The 18,682-nt window shown below is 68.0% G+C and carries 17 protein-coding genes; 7 read left to right on the plus strand and 10 right to left on the minus strand.

Translation table 11 applies throughout. The features are described 5' to 3' along the window. Positions 1–7 precede the first annotated feature (7 nt). The 4 genes from RIC54_RS18850 (at position 8) to RIC54_RS18865 (ending at position 4,506) form a co-directional block, all read left to right on the plus strand. Positions 8–670, plus strand: a complete 663-nt coding sequence (locus RIC54_RS18850) for an amino acid ABC transporter permease (RefSeq protein WP_350096477.1) — start codon at positions 8–10, stop codon at positions 668–670. 19 nt (positions 671–689) lie between these two features. Continuing rightward, positions 690–1,526 carry an amino acid ABC transporter ATP-binding protein gene (locus RIC54_RS18855; RefSeq protein WP_350096479.1) on the plus strand — a complete coding sequence of 279 codons (837 nt, stop codon included), beginning with the start codon at positions 690–692 and terminating at the stop codon, positions 1,524–1,526. 76 nt (positions 1,527–1,602) lie between these two features. Continuing rightward, the gene (locus tag RIC54_RS18860; protein WP_350096481.1) at positions 1,603–1,998 is read left to right on the plus strand and encodes a DUF427 domain-containing protein; all 396 of its coding nucleotides are present in this window, start codon (positions 1,603–1,605) and stop codon (positions 1,996–1,998) included. A gap of 48 nt (positions 1,999–2,046) precedes the next feature. Further along, on the plus strand, positions 2,047–4,506 hold the full coding sequence (locus RIC54_RS18865; RefSeq protein WP_350096483.1) for a ligase-associated DNA damage response DEXH box helicase: 2,460 nt from the start codon (positions 2,047–2,049) through the stop codon (positions 4,504–4,506). 17 nt (positions 4,507–4,523) lie between these two features. Here the strand turns inward: RIC54_RS18865 and RIC54_RS18870 are convergent, their stop codons facing one another. Together RIC54_RS18870 and RIC54_RS18875 are read right to left on the minus strand one after the other, a co-directional pair. After that, positions 4,524–5,477, minus strand: coding sequence for an allantoinase PuuE (locus tag RIC54_RS18870; RefSeq protein ID WP_350096485.1), 954 nt, complete (start codon positions 5,475–5,477; stop codon positions 4,524–4,526). Positions 5,478–5,545: 68 nt separating this feature from the next. Continuing rightward, positions 5,546–6,154: a glutathione S-transferase family protein gene (locus RIC54_RS18875; protein WP_350096487.1), complete on the minus strand. Its 609-nt coding sequence runs from the start codon at positions 6,152–6,154 to the stop codon at positions 5,546–5,548. Positions 6,155–6,285: 131 nt separating this feature from the next. On the opposite strand from RIC54_RS18875, the gene pdeM reads away from it, so the two are divergent. Together pdeM and RIC54_RS18885 are read left to right on the plus strand one after the other, a co-directional pair. Further along, a complete protein-coding gene (gene pdeM / locus RIC54_RS18880; protein ID WP_350096489.1) occupies positions 6,286–7,002 on the plus strand; it encodes a ligase-associated DNA damage response endonuclease PdeM in 717 nt (238 codons plus the stop codon). Between the two features lie 55 nt (positions 7,003–7,057). Next, the gene (locus tag RIC54_RS18885) at positions 7,058–8,491 is read left to right on the plus strand and encodes a cryptochrome/photolyase family protein (protein ID WP_350096491.1); all 1,434 of its coding nucleotides are present in this window, start codon (positions 7,058–7,060) and stop codon (positions 8,489–8,491) included. Positions 8,492–8,501: 10 nt separating this feature from the next. Here RIC54_RS18885 and RIC54_RS18890 read toward each other — a convergent pair whose 3' ends face one another. From RIC54_RS18890 to RIC54_RS18925, 8 genes are all read right to left on the minus strand, one after another. Continuing rightward, positions 8,502–9,899 (minus strand): metallophosphoesterase family protein, encoded by a 1,398-nt coding sequence (locus RIC54_RS18890; RefSeq protein WP_350096493.1) that lies wholly within the window; start codon positions 9,897–9,899, stop codon positions 8,502–8,504. Further along, positions 9,896–10,222: a hypothetical protein gene (locus RIC54_RS18895; RefSeq protein ID WP_350096495.1), complete on the minus strand. Its 327-nt coding sequence runs from the start codon at positions 10,220–10,222 to the stop codon at positions 9,896–9,898. Before RIC54_RS18895 ends, RIC54_RS18890 begins: the two co-directional genes overlap by 4 nt. A 40-nt stretch (positions 10,223–10,262) precedes the next feature. Then, positions 10,263–11,171 (minus strand): DMT family transporter, encoded by a 909-nt coding sequence (locus RIC54_RS18900; RefSeq protein ID WP_350096497.1) that lies wholly within the window; start codon positions 11,169–11,171, stop codon positions 10,263–10,265. A gap of 129 nt (positions 11,172–11,300) precedes the next feature. Continuing rightward, positions 11,301–12,812, minus strand: coding sequence for a 3-hydroxyacyl-CoA dehydrogenase (locus tag RIC54_RS18905; protein WP_350096499.1), 1,512 nt, complete (start codon positions 12,810–12,812; stop codon positions 11,301–11,303). Between the two features lie 210 nt (positions 12,813–13,022). After that, entirely contained in the window at positions 13,023–14,231 is a 1,209-nt protein-coding gene (gene pcaF / locus RIC54_RS18910; RefSeq protein ID WP_350096501.1) for a 3-oxoadipyl-CoA thiolase, read from the minus strand. A 213-nt stretch (positions 14,232–14,444) separates the two neighbouring features. After that, a complete protein-coding gene (locus RIC54_RS18915; RefSeq protein WP_350096503.1) occupies positions 14,445–15,446 on the minus strand; it encodes a zinc-dependent alcohol dehydrogenase family protein in 1,002 nt (333 codons plus the stop codon). Further along, positions 15,443–16,282, minus strand: coding sequence for a DMT family transporter (locus RIC54_RS18920; protein ID WP_350096505.1), 840 nt, complete (start codon positions 16,280–16,282; stop codon positions 15,443–15,445). Before RIC54_RS18920 ends, RIC54_RS18915 begins: the two co-directional genes overlap by 4 nt. Positions 16,283–16,395: 113 nt before the next feature. Continuing rightward, positions 16,396–17,289 carry a beta-keto acid cleavage family enzyme gene (locus RIC54_RS18925; protein ID WP_350096507.1) on the minus strand — a complete coding sequence of 298 codons (894 nt, stop codon included), beginning with the start codon at positions 17,287–17,289 and terminating at the stop codon, positions 16,396–16,398. 217 nt (positions 17,290–17,506) lie between these two features. On the opposite strand from RIC54_RS18925, the gene RIC54_RS18930 reads away from it, so the two are divergent. Then, complete coding sequence (locus RIC54_RS18930) at positions 17,507–18,673, plus strand: TAXI family TRAP transporter solute-binding subunit (RefSeq protein WP_350096509.1); 1,167 nt, start codon at positions 17,507–17,509, stop codon at positions 18,671–18,673. Positions 18,674–18,682 lie beyond the last annotated feature (9 nt).

The raw sequence follows: 18,682 nt of genomic DNA on the forward strand, positions 1-18,682 counted from the left end.
CCGGGACATGCAAAGGACCTATCTCGGCGAGCTCATGAAGGCCAAGTGGAGCCTGCTCCAGGGCTTCATCACCACAATGGAGATCTCGGCAATCGTCATCGTGATCGGCCTGATCGCCGGCATGATCGGCGGCCTGCTCCTGGTCTATGGACCGAAACCGGTACGGCTGCTGATGCGGCTGTATGTCGACGTGCTGCGCGGCATCCCGGTGCTGGTGCTGATCCTGTTCAGTTATTATGGCCTGGCGCTTCTGGGGGTGAACATTTCGGCCTACACCGCCGGGGTGGTGGCTCTGGCCGGGTTCTGCAGCGCCCATATGTCGGAGACCTTCCGCGGCGCCATCGACTCGATCCCGGTCGGCCAGACCGAGGCCGCCAAGGCGATCGGCCTGACCTTCCAGCAGCGCTTCGTCTACGTCCTGCTGCCGCAGGCCGCCCGGCGGATCGTGCCGCCGGCCATCAATACCGCGGTCGAGATGGTCAAGGGCACGACCTTGCTGTCGATTATCGGTGTACTGGACGTCCTGCTGGCGACCCAGCAGACGATCGCGCGCAACTACATGGTGATCGAGTTCTACGCGACCGCCATGCTGTTCTACTTCGTGCTGAACTTCACGCTCTCGCGCATGGGCGCGTACTTCGAGCGGCGGTTCGGCTTCATTCGTTACTGATCCCGCGGGAGCGTCCGTCATGTCCGCAAATCCAGCTGCCGCCGCGACCTCCGAGGGCGCCGAACCGGCCCGCAACCTGCTGGTCGCCCGCGACGTCCACAAGCGCTTCGGCAAGGTCGAGGTCCTGAAGGGCATCGACCTGACCGTGACCGAGGGCGAGGTGGTGGCCCTGATCGGCGCCAGCGGGTCCGGCAAGACCACTTTCCTGCGCTGCATCAACCTGCTGGAGGAATTCGAACAGGGCAGCATCACGGTCGACGGTGACCCGGTCGGCTACACCGACCGCGGTGGCAGCCGCCGCCGGCTGTCGGAAGGCCGGCTGGCCGCCCAGCGCGCCCGCATCGGGATGGTGTTCCAGAGCTTCAACCTGTTCCCGCACATGACCGCCGCCCAGAACGTCATGCTGGGACTGGTCAAGGTGAAGGGAATGGCCAAGGCAGAAGCCCGTTTGCTGGCCGACCACTGGCTGGCCCGGGTCGGGCTGGCCGACCGGGCCGACCACTACCCCTACCAGCTGTCCGGTGGCCAGCAGCAGCGGGTCGCGATCGCCCGCGCGGTCGCCATGGAGCCTCGGCTGATCCTGTTCGACGAAGTCACCTCGGCCCTCGATCCCGAGCTGGTCGCCGAAGTGCTGGGCGTCATGAAGGACCTGGCGAAGAGCGGTATGACCATGATCGTGGTCAGCCACGAGATGCTGTTCGTGCGCGACGTGGCTACCCACGTGGTGTTCCTGGACAGCGGCCGGATCGTCGAGGAAGGCGAGCCGCACGCGGTGTTCAGGAATCCGAAGTCCGAGCGGCTGCGGGCCTTCCTCGGCCGGTTCACAGACATCATCGGCGACATCACCGCTCGGTGACCCTTGCGGCGGCCCCTTGCGCTGCCTGCACACCGCGCCAAACTCTGACGGCAGATATTGTCGCGAGGAGGCCCCAATGCCAGCCACCGCCACCAAATCCAACTCTGCTCCCGGTTTCGCCCGCAAGCCTGAGCACCTCGTCGCCTTCCGGCCGGCGGGCAAGCGGGTGACCGTCAGGCTTGGCGGCGAGGTGATCGCCGAAAGCGACCGTGCGGTGCTGTGCGAGGAGAGCGGCCATGACCCGGTGTACTACGTGCCAATGACCGACACCCGCGCCAGCCTGTTCCGTCCGACCGACACCCGCAGCTACTGCCCATTCAAGGGCAACGCCAGCTACTGGTCGGTCACGGCCGGCGGGGTCACCGGTCGTGACGTCGCGTGGTCCTACGACCTGCCATATGACGAAGCCCTGCCGATCCGCGGCCACCTCGCGTTCTACCCGAACCGGGTCGACTCCATCGACATCGACTGATGCGCGCAACGGTATGGCGGCGGCAGCGCCGGTCCGTACACTGAACGCATGGACGGCATCCAACAGGTTACCGCTGCCCTGCCGGCCGCCTTCCGCGACTGGTTCACGGCCAGGGGCTGGGCGCCGCACGCTCATCAGCTCGCCATGCTGGCGGCGGCACGAGCCGGACGTTCCGCCCTGCTGATAGCCCCCACCGGCGGCGGCAAGACGCTGGCCGGGTTCCTGGCCAGTCTGGTCGATCTGTCGGAGCAACCACGCGACGGACTGCACACCCTGTACATCTCACCGCTCAAGGCGCTGGCGGTCGACATCCATCGCAACCTGACCGCCCCGATCGATGAGATCGGCCTGTCGGTCACCGCCGAGACCCGAACCGGCGACACCCCGCAATCCAAACGCCAGCGCCAGCGCCGTACGCCGCCAAACCTTCTGCTGACCACGCCGGAGAGCCTGGCGCTGCTGATCTCCTACCCCGATGCGGAGGTCATCTTCGGGAACCTGCGCTGCGTGGTGATCGACGAACTGCACGCCCTCGCCGGCACCAAACGCGGCGAGTTGCTGGCGCTCGCGCTGGCGCGGATCACCCGTCTGGCACCGAACGCCCGGCGGGTAGGCCTGTCGGCCACCGTCGCCCATCCGGCGGCCCTGGAGGCATACCTGTCGCGCACCGGCCGGACGCCGGCACCGGACGTCGACGTGGTACGCGGCGGCGAGGCGGTGCAGGCCGAGGTCAAGATCCTGCTGCCGGACGGGCGGTTGCCCTGGTCCGGGCACATGGGCCTGTATGCCGTCGATCGGATCTACGCTGCCATCAAGGCGCACCGAACCACCATCGTGTTCGTGAACACGCGCGCCCAGTCCGAGCTGATCTTCCAGGCGCTGTGGCACGCCAACGAGGATCACCTCCCGATCGCCCTGCACCACGGCTCGCTCGCTGCCGAGCAGCGCCGAAAGGTCGAGGCGATGATGAGCCGGGGTGCGCTGCGCGCCGTGGTCGCCACGTCATCCCTCGATCTCGGCATCGACTGGGCCGCCGTCGATCTCGTCCTTCAGGTCGGCGCCCCCAAGGGTGCTTCGCGCCTGCTGCAGCGCATCGGTCGGGCCAACCACCGTCTCGACGAGCCGAGCCGGGCCCTGCTGGTGCCGGCCAACCGGTTCGAAGTGCTGGAGTGCAAGGCGGCCATGGACGCGGTTCGAGTCGGCGATCTGGACGGCGACGCGCCGCGTCCGGGCGGCCTCGACGTGCTGGCCCAGCATGTGCTCGGCACCGCCTGCACCGGCGCATTCGACCCCTCGGAGCTTTACGCCGAGGTCATCAAGGCCGCACCCTACGCCGACCTGGAGCGCGAGACCTTCGACGCAGTGGTCGAGTTCGTTCGGTCCGGCGGCTATGCGCTGCGCGCCTATGAACGCTGGCAGAAGCTGCGGCCGACCGACGACGGCCGCCTGCGGGTGTCAAATCCGCGGGTGGTCCAGGCCTACCGCATGAACGTCGGCACCATCGTCGAGGCCGATACCCTGAAGGTCCGGCTCAGCCGCGGTCGGGTGCTTGGGGAGATCGAGGAGTACTTCGTCCAGTGGCTGCGCCCCGGCGACACCTTCATGTTCGCCGGACGACTGCTGACCTTCCAGGGCATCCGCGAACGCTACGTCGAGGCCACACCCGGCGGGCAGGGCCAGCCGGCGGTGCCGGTCTACGGCGGCGGACGGCTGCCATTGACCACCCAGCTTGCCAGCCGGGTGCGCGGCATGCTGGAGGATCCGAACCTCTGGGCCACCCTGCCCGGTCCGGTCGCCGAATGGCTGGAACTGCAACGCTGGCGCTCGGTGCTGCCGCGCGCCGACACCCTGCTGGTCGAGAGTTTCCCGCGCGCCGACCGGGAGTACCTGGTGGCCTACACTTTCGAGGGCCGCAACGCCCACCAGACGCTGGGCATGCTGCTGACCCGGCGCATGGAGCGCATGGGCCTCGGCCCGCTCGGCTTCGTCGCTACCGACTACGTGATCGCCGTGTGGTCGGTGAAACCGTGCGAAGACATGGCCGCGCTGTTCGACCAGGACATGCTGGGCGACGACCTGGAGGAGTGGATGGCGGAATCCAGCCTCCTGAAGCGCACCTTCCGCACCGTCGCGGTGATCGCCGGCCTGATCGAGCGCAAGCTGCCGGGCCACGAGAAGACCGGCCGGCAGGTCACGTTCAACGCCGACCTGATCTACGACGTGCTGCGCCGCCACCAGCCCGACCACATCCTGCTGCAGGCCACCCGCCAGGATGCCGGCCGCGGCCTGACCGACATCTCCCGCCTCGCCGGGCTGCTGACCCGGGTCCAAGGTAAGATCGTGCACCGTCGCCTCGACCGGGTATCACCCCTGGCGGTGCCGGTGCTGCTGGAGATCGGCCGCGAGCAGGTCGCCGGCGGCGCCGTCGACCTGCTGATGGACGAGTTGACCGAGGAACTGGTGGCTGAAGCGACCGGAGGTGCGCTGCAGGGGAGCCTGCCGATCTGAGCAACCGGACCGCTCGTTCACCCTGCCGGATGCCGCGCCGCCCAGTGTCGGGCGATGTCCAGGCGCCGGGTCACCCACACTCCATCCTTGGCCGCCACGTAGTCGAGCAGCTTGGCCAGACCGGCAGCACGCGACGGGTGGCCGATCAGGCGCAAATGCAGGCCGCACGACATCATGCGCGGTGTCTTCGCCCCCTCTTCCCACAGCAGGTCGACGGCGTCCTTCACGTGGTTGAAGTAGTCATCGCCGGTCGGGAAGTGGTTGCGCGAAAACTTGGAATCGTTGGTCGCCAGCGAGTACGGCACGACCAGATGGGACTGCTCGTTGACCCGTGTCCAGTACGGCAGCTCATCGGCGTAGCTGTCGCTGTCGTACAGGAACCCGCCATGCTCGACCACCAGCCGGCGAGTGTGGACGCTGGGACCGTGACGGCAGTACCAGCCGAGCGGACGGGCGCCAGTGGTACGCTCCAGCGAGGCGACGGCGCGGCGGATGTGCTCGCGTTCCTCATCCTCGCTCAGTGTCCAGTGTTCGACCCAGCGCCAGCCGTGGCAGCAGATGTCCCACTCGGTCTCGCGGATCGCGGCCGCCACCTCGTCGTTTCGCTCCAGCGCCAGGGCGCAGGCGTTGACGGTCACCGGCAGGCCGCGTTCGGTGAACATCCGGTGCAGCCGCCAGAACCCGACGCGGGTGCCGTACTCGTACATCGACTCCGCCGCGAGATCGCGCGAGCCGGGACCGTTGGGCGAGTCGGGCGATTCGGTCAGGCTGGCCTCGGAGAACCCGTCGCCGTCGGGGATCGAATACTCCGAGCCCTCCTCGTAGTTGATCACGAAGTTGATCGCGAGTCGGGCGCCGCCGGGCCAGTCGGCGTGCGGCGGCGTGCGGCCGTAGCCGACGAAGTCGCGGTCGAGATGCGGGGCGAGGTTCGGATCGGCCGGCGGGCCGGCGGGCGGGGTACCGTGTGTCATCCCAATATCGGACCACACGGCCCCGACCACCGCCAGCGTCTTCTGGCTCGTCGGCCGGGCGACGGCCGTCAGGCCGGGAAAGGTTCCCGCCACGCCGGCAGTTCGTTCAGACGGTCGTGCCAGCGCGCCACCTCCGGGAACTCGCCCAGAGGAATGTGCGCCTGCTCGGCATAGGGCAGCGTGATGCCGATGGCAAAGTCGGTAATGGTCAGGGTGTCGCCCAGCACGAACTTCCGGCCACGCAGATGGTCGTTCAGGATCGCGCCGTACTTGCGGACGTAGCCGGTCGCTTCCTCGACTTTCTTGGGATCGACCGGCCCTATGTCGAACTTCGGCTTGATGACGTATTCGAAATACAGCGTATCGGCGTAGCGACTGAAGTGCTGCAGGTCCCAGGACAACCAGCGGAGCATCTCGACGAGCTTGTCGTCCGACGGCCAAAGGTCGGACCCGGCGGTCCGGGCGAGGAACCCCATGATGGCGTTCGACTCCCACAGCGTCCCGCCGTCATGCGCCAGCACGGGAACCTTGGCGTTGGGATTCATCACCCGGAATTCGGGCGTCATGTGCTCGCCATCGGACAGCGAAACGGATACGAACTCGACCGGAGAGTTCAGATGGCGCGCGACCGCGCAGGCCTTCCGTGGGTTCAGCGTGTCGGAATAGTACAGCTTCATCTCAAGGTCCCTTCAGGCAGTGGTGCGCATTTGCAGTTTTATGTTGATATCAACTTGTCTTGGATCCGTCAAAACCCGACACACTCAAAACACCCGTTGATTTTCAAAGCTACGCGGTTGACGGTCGAACAATGACCGAGACTGTCATCCTTGCGCTCAACGGTACCGAACTGGCCGCCGACCCGGCTGGTGTGCTGCTGTGGCCGGCACGCCGGACCTTGGTGGTCGCCGATCTGCATCTGGAAAAGGGTTCCGGATTCGCGCGCCGCGGGGTGCTCCTGCCGCCGTTTGACAGCACGGCGACCCTGGTCCGGCTGGCAGCGACACTCGACCGTCATCGCCCGGAGCGGGTGATCTGCCTGGGCGACAGCTTCCACGATTCCGGGGCCGGCGCCCGGCTCGGCGAGGATGATCGCAGCCGGCTGCGCGCGATGACCGACGGCCTCGACTGGATCTGGATCGCCGGCAATCACGACCCCGACCCGCCAGCCGACTGGGGCGGCCGGGTCCTGGCCGAACTGACCGACGGCCCTCTGGTGTTTCGCCACGAGGCACAGACCGACACCCCGCACGGAGAGGTCTCCGGCCACTACCATCCCAAGGCGCGGGTTCGCTTGCGCGGGCGCGGCGTGTCGGGACGCTGCTTCGCCACCGACGGCCGGCGGCTGATCCTGCCGGCATTCGGTGCCTACACCGGCGGCCTCGACGTGCTGCGCCCGGATCTGCGGTGCCTGTTCACCCGGCGCTTTGAAGTCCTGCTTCTGGCCGCTGACCGGATCCTGCGGGTTCCGGCGGAGCGATTGATGGCCCCTCCTCCCGATCTCGCCGACCTGAAGTCCACGGGGTGATCCGTTCTGGGTTCGATGCCGTACCAAGCGCCGAACGAACCCAACGCGGTGAGCCATGCCCGATGCTGCCCCCACCCTGCTCTGGTTCCGGCGCGACCTTCGTCTAGCCGACAATCCGGCGCTGACGGAGGCGATCCGACGCGGACGCCCAGTCGTCGCGGTATACATCCTCGATGACGAGGACGCCGGTGAATGGGCGTCGGGCGGCGCTTCGCGCTGGTGGCTGCACCAGTCCCTGACACGGCTCGAAGCAGCGCTGCGCCAGCGGGGTGGCCGGTTGGTTCTGCGGCGCGGGGCCGCCGCAGAGGCGCTCGATCGCCTCGTCGTCGAGACCGGTGCGGATGCGGTCTATTGGAACCGTCGCTATGAGCCCTGGGCCACCGCACGGGACCAAGCCATCAAGGCAACCTTGACGTTGCGCGGCATCGAGGTGCGCAGCTTCAACGCCAGTCTGCTGCGCGAGCCTTGGGAGATCGCCTCGAAGGCTGGTGGCCCATACCGGGTGTTCACGCCTTTCTGGAAGGCCCTGCGGGCAATGGGCGACCCGGGGGACCTGCTGGCGGCACCCGCCCGGATCGCCGCGCCCGAGATCGCGCCGGTGAGCGATAACCTCGACAGTTGGGCGATGACACCAACCAAGCCAGACTGGGCCTTTGGCCTACGCGCGGCGTGGGAGGCGGGCGAGGATGCCGCGCTGCAGCGCCTGGAAGCCTTTCTGGACGGAGCGGCATCGGAGTATGCCAACCGGCGCAACTTTCCCGGCACGAACGGAACGTCGCGGCTGTCACCCCATCTGCATTTCGGTGAGATCGGGCCGCGCCAGATCTGGCACGCGGCGTCGTTTCATCACAATGAGGCGGCGACCGATCAGTTCCTCGCGGAGATCGCCTGGCGCGAGTTCTCGCACCACCTGTTGTTCCATTTTCCGAACCTGCCCACCGAGCCGCTGCGCTCGGAGTTCACCGAGTTCCAATGGGCCGACGACCCGGAGGCGTTGGCTGTGTGGCGCAACGGCATGACCGGGTACCCGATTGTCGACGCCGGAATGCGGGAACTCTGGGCCACCGGGTGGATGCACAACCGCGTGCGGATGATCGTCGCGTCGTTCCTCGTGAAAGACCTGCTGCTGCCCTGGCAGCTGGGGGCGCGGTGGTTCTGGGATACGTTGGTCGATGCCGACTTGGCCAACAATTCCGCAAGCTGGCAATGGGTGGCAGGATGTGGGGCCGACGCGGCACCATTCTTCCGGGTTTTCAATCCCACGCTGCAGGGAACCAAGTTCGACCCCCAGGGAACCTATGTGCGCCGATGGGTGCCGGAACTGTCACGGCTACCGGACTCCCTGATCCACGCGCCGTCGGATGCCCGTCTGGTCGATCTCGGCGACGCCGGCGTTCGCCTTGGGCACGACTACCCGCTGCCGGTTGTCGATCATCGCGCGGCGCGCGACCGTGCGCTGGCAGCGTTTCGCGAGTTGCGGGCCGCCTGACAGTCGGTTGCTAGACTTCCGGCTGCTCGGCGTGGACGGTACGTACCCGCAGGTCGCGCCCGAGGAACGGTCGATCGTCGGGGCCGCCGTCACCATGGCCGATCGTCCAGTTCGGCAGCGCGGCCAGTGCCTCCGGCCCGTTCGCCGAAGCTCCATCCAGGGACGACCACGGCGCATCGTCGCCTGATCGAACCAGCACCCCACCCGGCCCCATTCCGCCGTGAAGCGCAAACTGCAGGTCGAACGCCTCACCCGGCGCCAGCGACGGCCCGAACCAATAGTGCGGGCTGCGGCCGGGGCTCGGGTTGACGCCGATGCTGACCGTCAGTCGCTGATCGGGGCCACTCAGCCCGATCCACAGCGGCGCCGTCGCCGGACTGTGTGAATACGCGCTCAGCCAGGTCTGGCGGGCCGCCGCGCCAGTCCCGGCCGCGACCCCGGAAACCCGCCACGCCCGGACGGAGGCTGGAACCAAGCCGGCCGCGATCGGTAGCGCGTCCAGCGCCGGCTGTTCCCCGGTTACCAGTTCGCGCCACTGCGTGCTCGGCGGGAGTACGAGTGGCCAGGACAGCGCCTCGCGAATTCGTCCATCGGTATCCAGAACCCGGTACCGCATGCCCTCGGCATCAATCGCGGCGGTCAGGCAGTGCAGGTACTCCACCCCTTCCGGCATGCGGTGGGCGGTACCGGCGCCGGCGGTCGTCACCTGCAGCACGCCGTCATGGACCTGCACGTCGAACGCCAGGATGTGGCTGCACAGATAGGCGAGCACGCCGTGACGGACCAGGATCGCCCAGAACGGCTCGGCGTGTGGCGGGCCGATGTCCCGCTGGTAGGCGCCGCGGTAGCCGTTCACCGAGAACACCGGATGGTGCCCTATCACCAGCTTGACCCGGGCGTCGGCGTTGGCGGCGAGCGTGGCCTCCAGCCACTCGGTTTCGACATGGCCTTCGCCACCCAACCCCGACCACAGGGTGTGGACGAACACCATCAGCAGGTCGCCGCGCCGCACCCAATAGCTCAGCCCCTGCTGACCGGGCGGGCCGTTGCGCGGCAGGTGCGCCATCACGTCGGCGAACACCCGCTCGCTCATCGGATCATAGGTGGTGTGGTTGGCGGTGGTGTGGAACAGCGGGATCCGGGCGCGGTCGAGCCACGCCATCTCGACCTCGAACCAGTGCCGCCACTGGGCGCGGAGAGCCGCCTCGTCGCGGGTCAGGCCGATGATCTCGTCGCCGGGAAACACGATGAACTCGGGCGGCGGGTCGAGGCGCGCCACCACCGCGTTGACGGCAGCGAAGGTATCCTCGTGAAGGGCTCCGGGAACCCCGGAACAGGCGTCGCCGTACAGCACGAAGCGATGGCCGGGCCCGCGCGGCTGCACGCTGGGCAACCGGCTGTCGGTCATCGACGGCCGTCCCCGTCCTCCGGGTCCTGTTCACGCAACTTGCGCTCAACCGTCTGACGCGCCGCGTCGGCGGCGTTCGTCCGACGGGTCCGGCGCCACAACTCGAGTATGTACATGGCGAAACCGAACACCACGCCCGCCAGGATGTTGGCCGCGATCGACTCGTCATCCAGCGGCCGCTCCGGCCGGAAGAATCCGAGCACCTGGATGACGCACAGCATGATCGTGAACACCAGGCCGTTGATCGCCCCTCGGAACACGGGGCGCTGCCAGAGGCCGGGGCTGTCGGACGCGGTGGTTTCGGTCGGGTTCGGGTCGCTCATGCCGACAGTCTAATGGCGCCCGGGCGCCGCCGTAACCCCCTCAGCGCGCATACAACAACAGAACGATGATGCCGGCCGCGACCAGCGACATGCCGATCAGTTCGCGTGCCGTCGAGCGCTCTCGGAAGATCAGGGTGGACACCGCGATCGCGAACACGAACTCGATCTGGCCCATCGCCTTCACGTAGGCGGCGCGCTCGATCGTCATCGCAGTGAACCAGCCGCCGGAGCCGATCGCGCTGGTCAGGCCGACGAACAGGCAGGCCTTCCAGGCCCGGCCGATTGCCGGCAGTTCCTTGGCGCGGGTCGCCAGGATGTAACCACCCAGCAGCACCGTCTGGATCGACACGACCGTGACTAGAGTCATGGACGCGGTGGTCAGGAAATCCGGATCGCCCAGCGACAGGCTGGCGCGCCGCAGGAACAATGAGGCCAGGGCGAAGAACAGGCCCGACAGCACGCCGATCCCGGCCGCCTTGTTCAGGCCGGAGCGGATCAGCGCCATGCCCGACACGCCCTGCTTGGCCAGGCTGATCAGCACCACACCGACCACGCTGATGACGATCGCGATCCACCCCGCCGCGTCGATCGCCTCGCCGAACAGGCTGGCCCCGACGAGCGCGGTCAGGAACGCCTCGGTACGGGCGTAGGAGGTACCGACCGCAAAGTTGCGCAGCGAGAAAAGATGGACCAGCAGCACGGTCGCGATGATCTGCGCCGCCGCCGTGCCCACGCACCACATGAAGAAGGTCGGGTGCAGCACCGGCAGCGCGTCGGCCCGCCCCGACGTCGCCACCAGCAGGTAGCCGATCACAAACGGCAGCCCGAAGACGAACCGCACCCAGGTCGCCGACCACGACGACATCGATCCCGACAGATGCTTCTGCCCAGCGGTCCGCGCGGTCTGCGCCGCCGCGGCCATGATCGACAACCAAACCCACAACGCCATCGCTCGATCCTCCCGCCGCCCCCTGCAGCGCGCGGATCATGGCGGGTGGCGGCAGAGCGTCAAAGCGCGGAAATGTGGGAGCGGCTTTGCGGGGAACGGTGATCGAGCCGACCTCCGAACCCACGATCGCTATGCCACCTGATGCACCGGCAGCCCAAGCAGTGCTCGGCGGCGCAGCCACAGCGACGGGCGATAGCGCGGATCCCGCGTCACGTCGTGGATCGCCGCAACGATCGCGTGGGTGCGGGCCACGCCCATCTCCTCGGCGATCTCCAGGGGCCCGAGCGGATAGTTCAGGCCGAGCTTCATGGCGAGGTCGATGTCCGACGGGGTGGCGAGGCCGATCTGCGCCATCTCGCAGCCGAGGTTGGCGATCATCGCGCGCATCCGCTGCAGGATGAAGCCGGGCGAGTCGTTGATCACCGTCGGCGCGACTCCGGCGCGGGCGAACGCCGCCGCCACCGCGTCGCGGTGCGCCGGATCGGAGCCGGGTGCGGTCATCAGCGTGACGCGCTTGGAGGTGTCGCCGGTGGTGTCGATGGCGACGAGACGCGCGGGGTCAGTGCCGGTACGCGCAGAGAACCCGCTGGCGTCCTCGCCGTACAGCGCCGCTACGATCGGCATCGCGCCGTCGTCGGCGCGCCCTGGGAGCCCGCCACGATCGAGCATCTCGTCGAGCGCCTCGTCGCTCGGTGTCGCGACGTGGACCACGCTGGCTGGCGTTGCATCCGTCGCGTGATCGGCGCTGGGAGGGTCGATCACCACACCCTTGGCATCGTAGCGGTAGTGTCCCTGACCGGTCTTGCGGCCGAACCGCCCGGCGTCGAACAGCGCGCGGTGGTGGGGCGTGGTGCGCAGGCGCGGGTCGTTCAGGAACTGCTCGAACACGATCATCGACACCGGGTAGTTCACGTCGATCCCGGTCAGGTCCATCAGCTGGAACGGCCCCATGCGGAAGTGCCCGCAGTCGCGCATCACCGCGTCGACCTGGGCCGGGGTCGCCACACCCTCGTGCTGCAGGTGCAGCCCCTCGGTGGTGAACGCCCGCCCGCCCATGTTCACCAGGAAGCCCGGCGAATCCTTGACCACCACCGGCGTGCGGCCAAACCGCGTGCCGATCGTTACCAGCGCATCGACGACCGCCGGATCGGTGGCCGGGCCCTTGATGACCTCGACCAGCCGCATCAGGGGCACCGGGTTGAAGAAGTGCAGGCCCGCCACCCGGCCCGGATGCCTGCACCCCCGCGCGATCGAGCCGATCGGCAGCGACGAGGTGTTCGACGCCAGGATCGCATCCTCCGCGACCACCGCCTCCAGCTTGTCGAACAGCTCGCGCTTGACGTCGATGTCCTCGAACACCGCCTCGACCACGACGCCGGCCGGCGCCAACTGCGCGATGTCATCGGTAACCGACAATGCCTCGCGCATCGCCGCCGCCGTATCAGCGGTCAGGGTTTGCTTCTCGACCAGCCGGTCGAGCCGGGCCAGCACCGCGTCGCGACCAGCCGCCGCCCCGCCCGCGCGAGCATCGTAGGCGACAACCCGCAGTCCGCCCTGCAGGGCTACCTGGATGATCCCCTGGCCCATGGCGCCGCAGCCGACGACGCCGACAACGAGATCCCTGGCGTTCGGATCGATCATGGTGTGGTTCTCCCAGTCTTTCGAGGTCCAGCCCTTTAGCGGCCGCGAGGCTGGAACAGCTCGACGGCGTTGCCGGATGGGTCTTCAATCGGGACCTGCGATCCGCCCGGCCCCTTGACGATGTCGTGGCGGAAGGTCGCGCCGGAGGCCTTCAGCCAGGTCCCGAACAATGTGGCGCACGCTTGGCCATGTTCAGCTCACGCCACGCGGTCAGACCCGCTCGATCACCATCGCCATGCCCTGGCCGACGCCGATGCACATGGTGCACAGCGCGTAGCGCCCACCGGTCTCATGCAGGGTTTCCGCCGCCGTCAGCACCAGCCGCGCGCCGCTGGCGCCGAGCGGATGACCAAGCGCGATGGCGCCGCCGTTCGGGTTGACCCGGGGATCGTCGTCGGCCACGCCAAGCTCACGAAGGCTGGCCAGCACCTGGGCGGCGAACGCTTCGTTCAGTTCGATCACGTCCATCTGGTCGATCGACAGGCCGGCGATTGCCAGCGCCTTCTGCGACGCCGGGGCCGGACCAATGCCCATGATCCGCGGCGCCACACCGGCCGCCGCCGCCGCGACGATGCGGGCCCGCGGGGTCAGGCCGTGCTGCTTGGCCGCCGCCTCGCTGGCCACGATCATGGCCGCCGCCCCGTCGTTCACGCCGCTGGCGTTGCCCGCGGTGACCGACCCGCCTTCCTTGCGGAACGGGGTGCCCAGCTTGGCGAGCGCCTCCATCGTCGTCTCCGGGCGCGGGTGCTCGTCGGCGTCGACAACCGTCATCTGTCCTTTGCGACCGGGAATCTCCACCGCCACGATCTCGCGGGCCAGCCGGCCGCGCTCGACCGCCACCTTGCACTTCTGCTGGCTGCGGTAGGCGAAGGCATCCTGGTCCTCGCGCCGGACCTGGAACTGCTCGGCCACATTCTCGCCGGTCTCCGGCATGGAGTCGGTGCCGTAGCGCTTCTCCATCTCCGGGTTCACGAAGCGCCAGCCGATGGTGGTGTCGTAGATCTCGGCGGTGCGGGCGAAGGCGGTGCCGCCCTTCGGCATGACGAACGGGGCCCGGGTCATGTGCTCGACCCCGCCGGCTATCGCGAGGTTGCCTTCCCCGGTCTTGATCATGCGGGCGGCGTCGTTCACCGCCTCCAGGCCGGACGCGCACAGCCGGTTGACCGTGCAGCCGGGGATGTTCGACGGCAGACCCGCCAGCAGCAGCGCCATGCGCGCCACGTTGCGGTTGTCCTCGCCCGCCTGGTTGACGCAGCCGTAGTACACTTCGTCGACCGCTTCCCAATCGACGCCGGTGTTGCGCGCCATCAGCGCCTTCATCGGGTGGGCGCCAAGGTCGTCGGCGCGGACCTGCGCCAGCGCGCCGCCGTATCGCCCGATCGGCGTGCGGACCGCGTCGCACACGAAAGCTTCGGCCATGGCATCCTCCACTCATGGGTCATTGCTCGTCGCACCGTCGGGCGCGCTGCGTTGCGCCGGACGGTGCCACGCAGGCACCCGGCGGTCAATTCCGTGAAGCGCCGCTTCACTGGATGAGTGCTTGAAGGTTCGCCAGTGTCGGCTCGCAATCAGGCGTCGACGTTCTTGGTCACGGTGCAGAGCAGCCGGGCGTCAGATACCCGAAGCCCGCCATCACCCGGCGATGACGATCTTCCCGAAATGGCCGGCCGCCTCCATCGCCTGGTAGGCGGCCTTGGCCTCCGCGAACGGCACTGTGTGGTCGACTACCGGCTTGATGGCATGCACGGACAGCGCCTTGTTCATCTCCAGGAACATCCGGCGCGATCCGACATACACGCCCTGCACGGTCATCGATTTGCGCATGATCGCGGTCGGATCGATGGTCCCGCCGGTCAGCACGCCGATCAGCGCGATCCGACCCGCGACCCGGGTGGCATCCACCGACCGGGCCAGGGTCCCGGGGCCGCCAACCTCCACCGTGACGTCGACGCCGCGACCGCCGGTCAGGTCCAGCACCGCCTTCTGCCACTCCGGCGTCGCCCTGTAGTTGACGGTCTCCGCCGCACCCATCGCCTTGGCGCGGGCCAGTTTCTCATCGCTGGAGGACGTCAGGATCACCCGCGCGCCCATGGCGGTTGCGAACTGCAGGGCGAAGATCGAGACTCCGCCGGTGCCGAGCAGCAGCACGGTATCGCCGGCCTTCAGGCGCCCGACCTCGACCAGCGCATTCCAGGCGGTCAGTGCCGCGCATGGCAAGGTCGCCGCCTCCAGGGTCGACAGGTGCGCCGGTACCGGAACCACGCCGGACGCTTTCAGCACCACCTCCTCCGCCAGCACGCCGTCCAGCGCCCCGCCAAGTGCGCTGGCCATTGCTTCGGGCGAACAGGCGCCGTCGATCCAATCCTGGAAGAAGCAGGACGCCACACGGTCTCCCACCGAAACAGTGGAGACGCCGGCGCCGACTGCGGTCACCGTGCCGGCGCCGTCGGAGTTCGGGATGCGCGGCAGCGGGATGCCACGCGCAGCCGCATGCTTGACCGTCATCAGGTCGCGGTAGTTGATCGCGCTCGCCTCGATCCGCACCCGGACCTCGCCGGCACCCGGAGCCGCGACTTCGCGGTCGGCCAGTTGCAGGGCGTCGATCCCGTCCGAGGTGATCTGCCATGCTTTCATCGTGCGGTCCTCCGAGTGGCGGTGTTCTGCCCGGTCGCCTCCAGGGCTCCGGCGGCGAGGATCAGAGCGCAGCCTGCCGCTTCCCGCAAGCCGAACGGCTCATCGGTCAGCAGGGCAGCGGACACCGCGGCTGCCACCACCTCCAAGAGCATCAGCAACGCCAGACGGCCGGGATCAAGCCGGCCGGCGCCCCACAGCAACGCCCAGGTCACCGGGACCAACCACAACAGCGAGACCACAACGATCCATCCGAACGCGCGGCCCGACGGGATCGCAATCGACTCCGCCCACACCACAGCAACCAAGCCGGCCACGATCGCCGCTGCCAGGAACGCCGATGCGGTCAGCGCCCGACCGTCGACCCGGCCGTAGCGCGCCGCCGTCGCCGAGCCGGCGAACACCAGACCGGCCCCCAGGCCCAGCCAGTCGCCCAGGGCGCGCGGCACCGACGGCCAGGCCTCGGCCAGCAGAACCAGCGCGCCGCCAAGCCCCAGCGCGATCGCCAGCAGCCGCCGACCGCCGACCGGTTCGCCCAGCACGACACGCCCCAGGATGGTTCCCCAGATCGGCGCCAGGTAGAACAGCAGGGTGACCCGGACAACCTGACCGGTCTGCAGCGCACCGTTCCAGGCAACGATGGCAAGACCGAACAGAACAGCCGCCAGGCAAAGCGGCAGCCCGCCGTCGATCAGGCGCCCGCGTCGCGCCCACAGGACGGGCAGCAGCAGGACGGCCGCCACGGCATAGAGCCAGAGGTTGATGACAGCCGGATCGAGGCCGAGGCCGTCGAGCGATCGCAGCGGCAACCACCACAAGCCCCAGAACACAGCGGCCACGGCGACGATCGCCGCGGGTGAAGCCGACCATCGCATCGCTCAGGCACCCGCGCCCGAGCATGCCCGTGGCTTGCGCTGCAATCGGGGAGAAGTCCGTTTCGATGAACGGGGCGTCACGCCGCCTTACCGACCCTGAAGATCGCGCGGGCCTCGTCCGGTGTCGCCACCTTCGAGCCCAGCGATTCCACAATGGTCACCGCGCGCTCAACCAGTGCCGCGTTGGACGGCGCCAGCACGCCGCGGTCCAGGTAAAGGTTGTCCTCCAGCCCGACCCGAACGTGGCCGCCCAGGATCACCGCCTGCGCCGCCATCGGAAACTGCATGCGGCTGATGCCGAAGCCCGACCATACCGCACCCGGCGGCAGCAGGCTGGCCATGTAGGCCATGGTCTGGGCCGTCGCCGGCGCCCCCCACGGAATGCCCAGACACAGCTGGAACATCGGCGTGCCGTCGATCAGCCCGTCTTCGACCATCTTGGTGGCCAACCGGGCGTGGCCGGCTTCGAAGACCTCCAGTTCCGGCTTCACCCCGGCATCGCGGATCCGGGTCGCCATCTCCCGCAGGTGGCCCGGCGTATTCATGAATACGTGCTCGCCGAAATTCATGGTGGCGATGTCGAGGGTACAGACCTCCGGCCGCAGCTCGTCGACATGCTGAACCCGCACCGCCGGGGTGGTCAGGGTCGACCCGGCGCCAGGCGACAGCGGGTCATTGTCTCCCGGAACGTAGCGGCCACCAGCACCGGTGGTCAGGTTCAGGATCAGCGACGAGCCGGCATCGCGGATCCGCTGCACCACCTCGCGGTACAGCGCCGGGTCCATTGATGCCTTGGTGGTCTTCGGGTCGCGAACGTGGATGTGCGCGACCGCCGCGCCCGCGCGTTCGGCCTCCAGCGCCGACGTGGCGATCTGCTCCGGCGTCACCGGGATCGCCGGATTCATGTGGGCGTTGTCAAATCCGCCGGTCAGGGCGCAGGTGATGACGGTCTTGTCGTTGATGACGGACATCTGGTCCTCCCGGACGAAACCTTTTCGAAGTCGGAGTCTGGCACGCATTCCGGTCGAGCGTCGAGCCGACGAAGTTCAATGTATTCCGATATACGGAAAACATATTGTCGATATTGGAATTTTTTGATGACGCCCGGCTTGTCCACCCGACAACCGCCGACCATACTCGCCCCTTCATTAAGCGGGGCCAACCCGTAGATCGACGAGGAGGAACGCCATGAACATGACGATGGGCGCGCGCCTAAGCGGCGCGCTGACAGGGGCGGCCGCACTGCTGATGGTCGCCGGAACCGCGGGTGCTGCAGACGTCAAACTACCCAGCACGATGGCCTGGACCGCCTATGACACCGGATCGGCTGGACATGCCCACGCCGTTGCCATGGGCAAGGCGCTGAAGGAAAAGTACGACGTCAACCTGCGGGTCCTGCCGGGCAAGAACGACGTGTCGCGCCTGCGGCCACTGCAAGGCGGCAAGGTCGAAGCGGTTGCGAACGGTGTCGGCACCTACTTCGCGCAGGAAGGCGTGTTCGGCTTCGACAAGCCGGACTGGGGTCCTCAGGACATCCGCATCGTGCTGTCCTCGACCGGCGGGGCCGGCCTGATGGTGGGTGTTGCCAACGATGTCGGCATCAAGGAATTCAAGGACCTCAAGGGCAAGCGCGTTGCGTGGGTCAAGGCCGCACCGTCGCTGAACCACAACGTCACCGCGTTCCTGGCGTTTGCCGGGCTGACCTGGGACGACGTCGAGAAGGTCGAGTTCGCCGGCTTCGGTGCGTCCTGGGAAGGCATGACCAACAACCAGGTCGATGCCGCCTTCGCGATCACCAACTCCGGCGCGACCAAGGCGGTCGCCGCGACCCCGCGTGGCCTGCTGTGGCCGCCGCTGCCGCACTCTGACACCGAGGGCTGGAAGCGCCTGTCGGCAGTCGCGCCATACATGGCCAAGCACACCATCGTTGCCGGGACCAACGTGTCCAAGGACCAGCCGATCGAGGGAACCGCGTATCCCTACCCGATCCTGACGGTCCGCACCGACACGACCGATGACCTCGTGTACAACATCACCAAGGCCCTGATCGAAAGCTTCGACGCGTACAAGGACGGCGCACCGGGTGCAGCCGGCTGGGCGCTGCAGAATCAGGTGTTCGAATGGGCCGTCCCGTACCACGACGGCGCCATCAAGTACCTGAAGGAGATCGGCAGCTGGACCGATGCCCATCAGAAGCACAATGACGGGCTGGTCGCCCGCCAGAAGGTTCTGCAGGACGCCTGGGCCGCTTTCAACAAGGACGCCCCGTCCGATGAAGAAGCGTTCGTCGAGAAGTGGGGCAAGACCCGTGTCGCGGCACTGAAGGCCGCCGGCATGGTCCCGGTCATCGAATAAACCACAGAA

The organism is Thalassobaculum sp. (genome assembly GCF_040219215.1).
GTDB lineage: Bacteria > Pseudomonadota > Alphaproteobacteria > Thalassobaculales > Thalassobaculaceae > Thalassobaculum_A.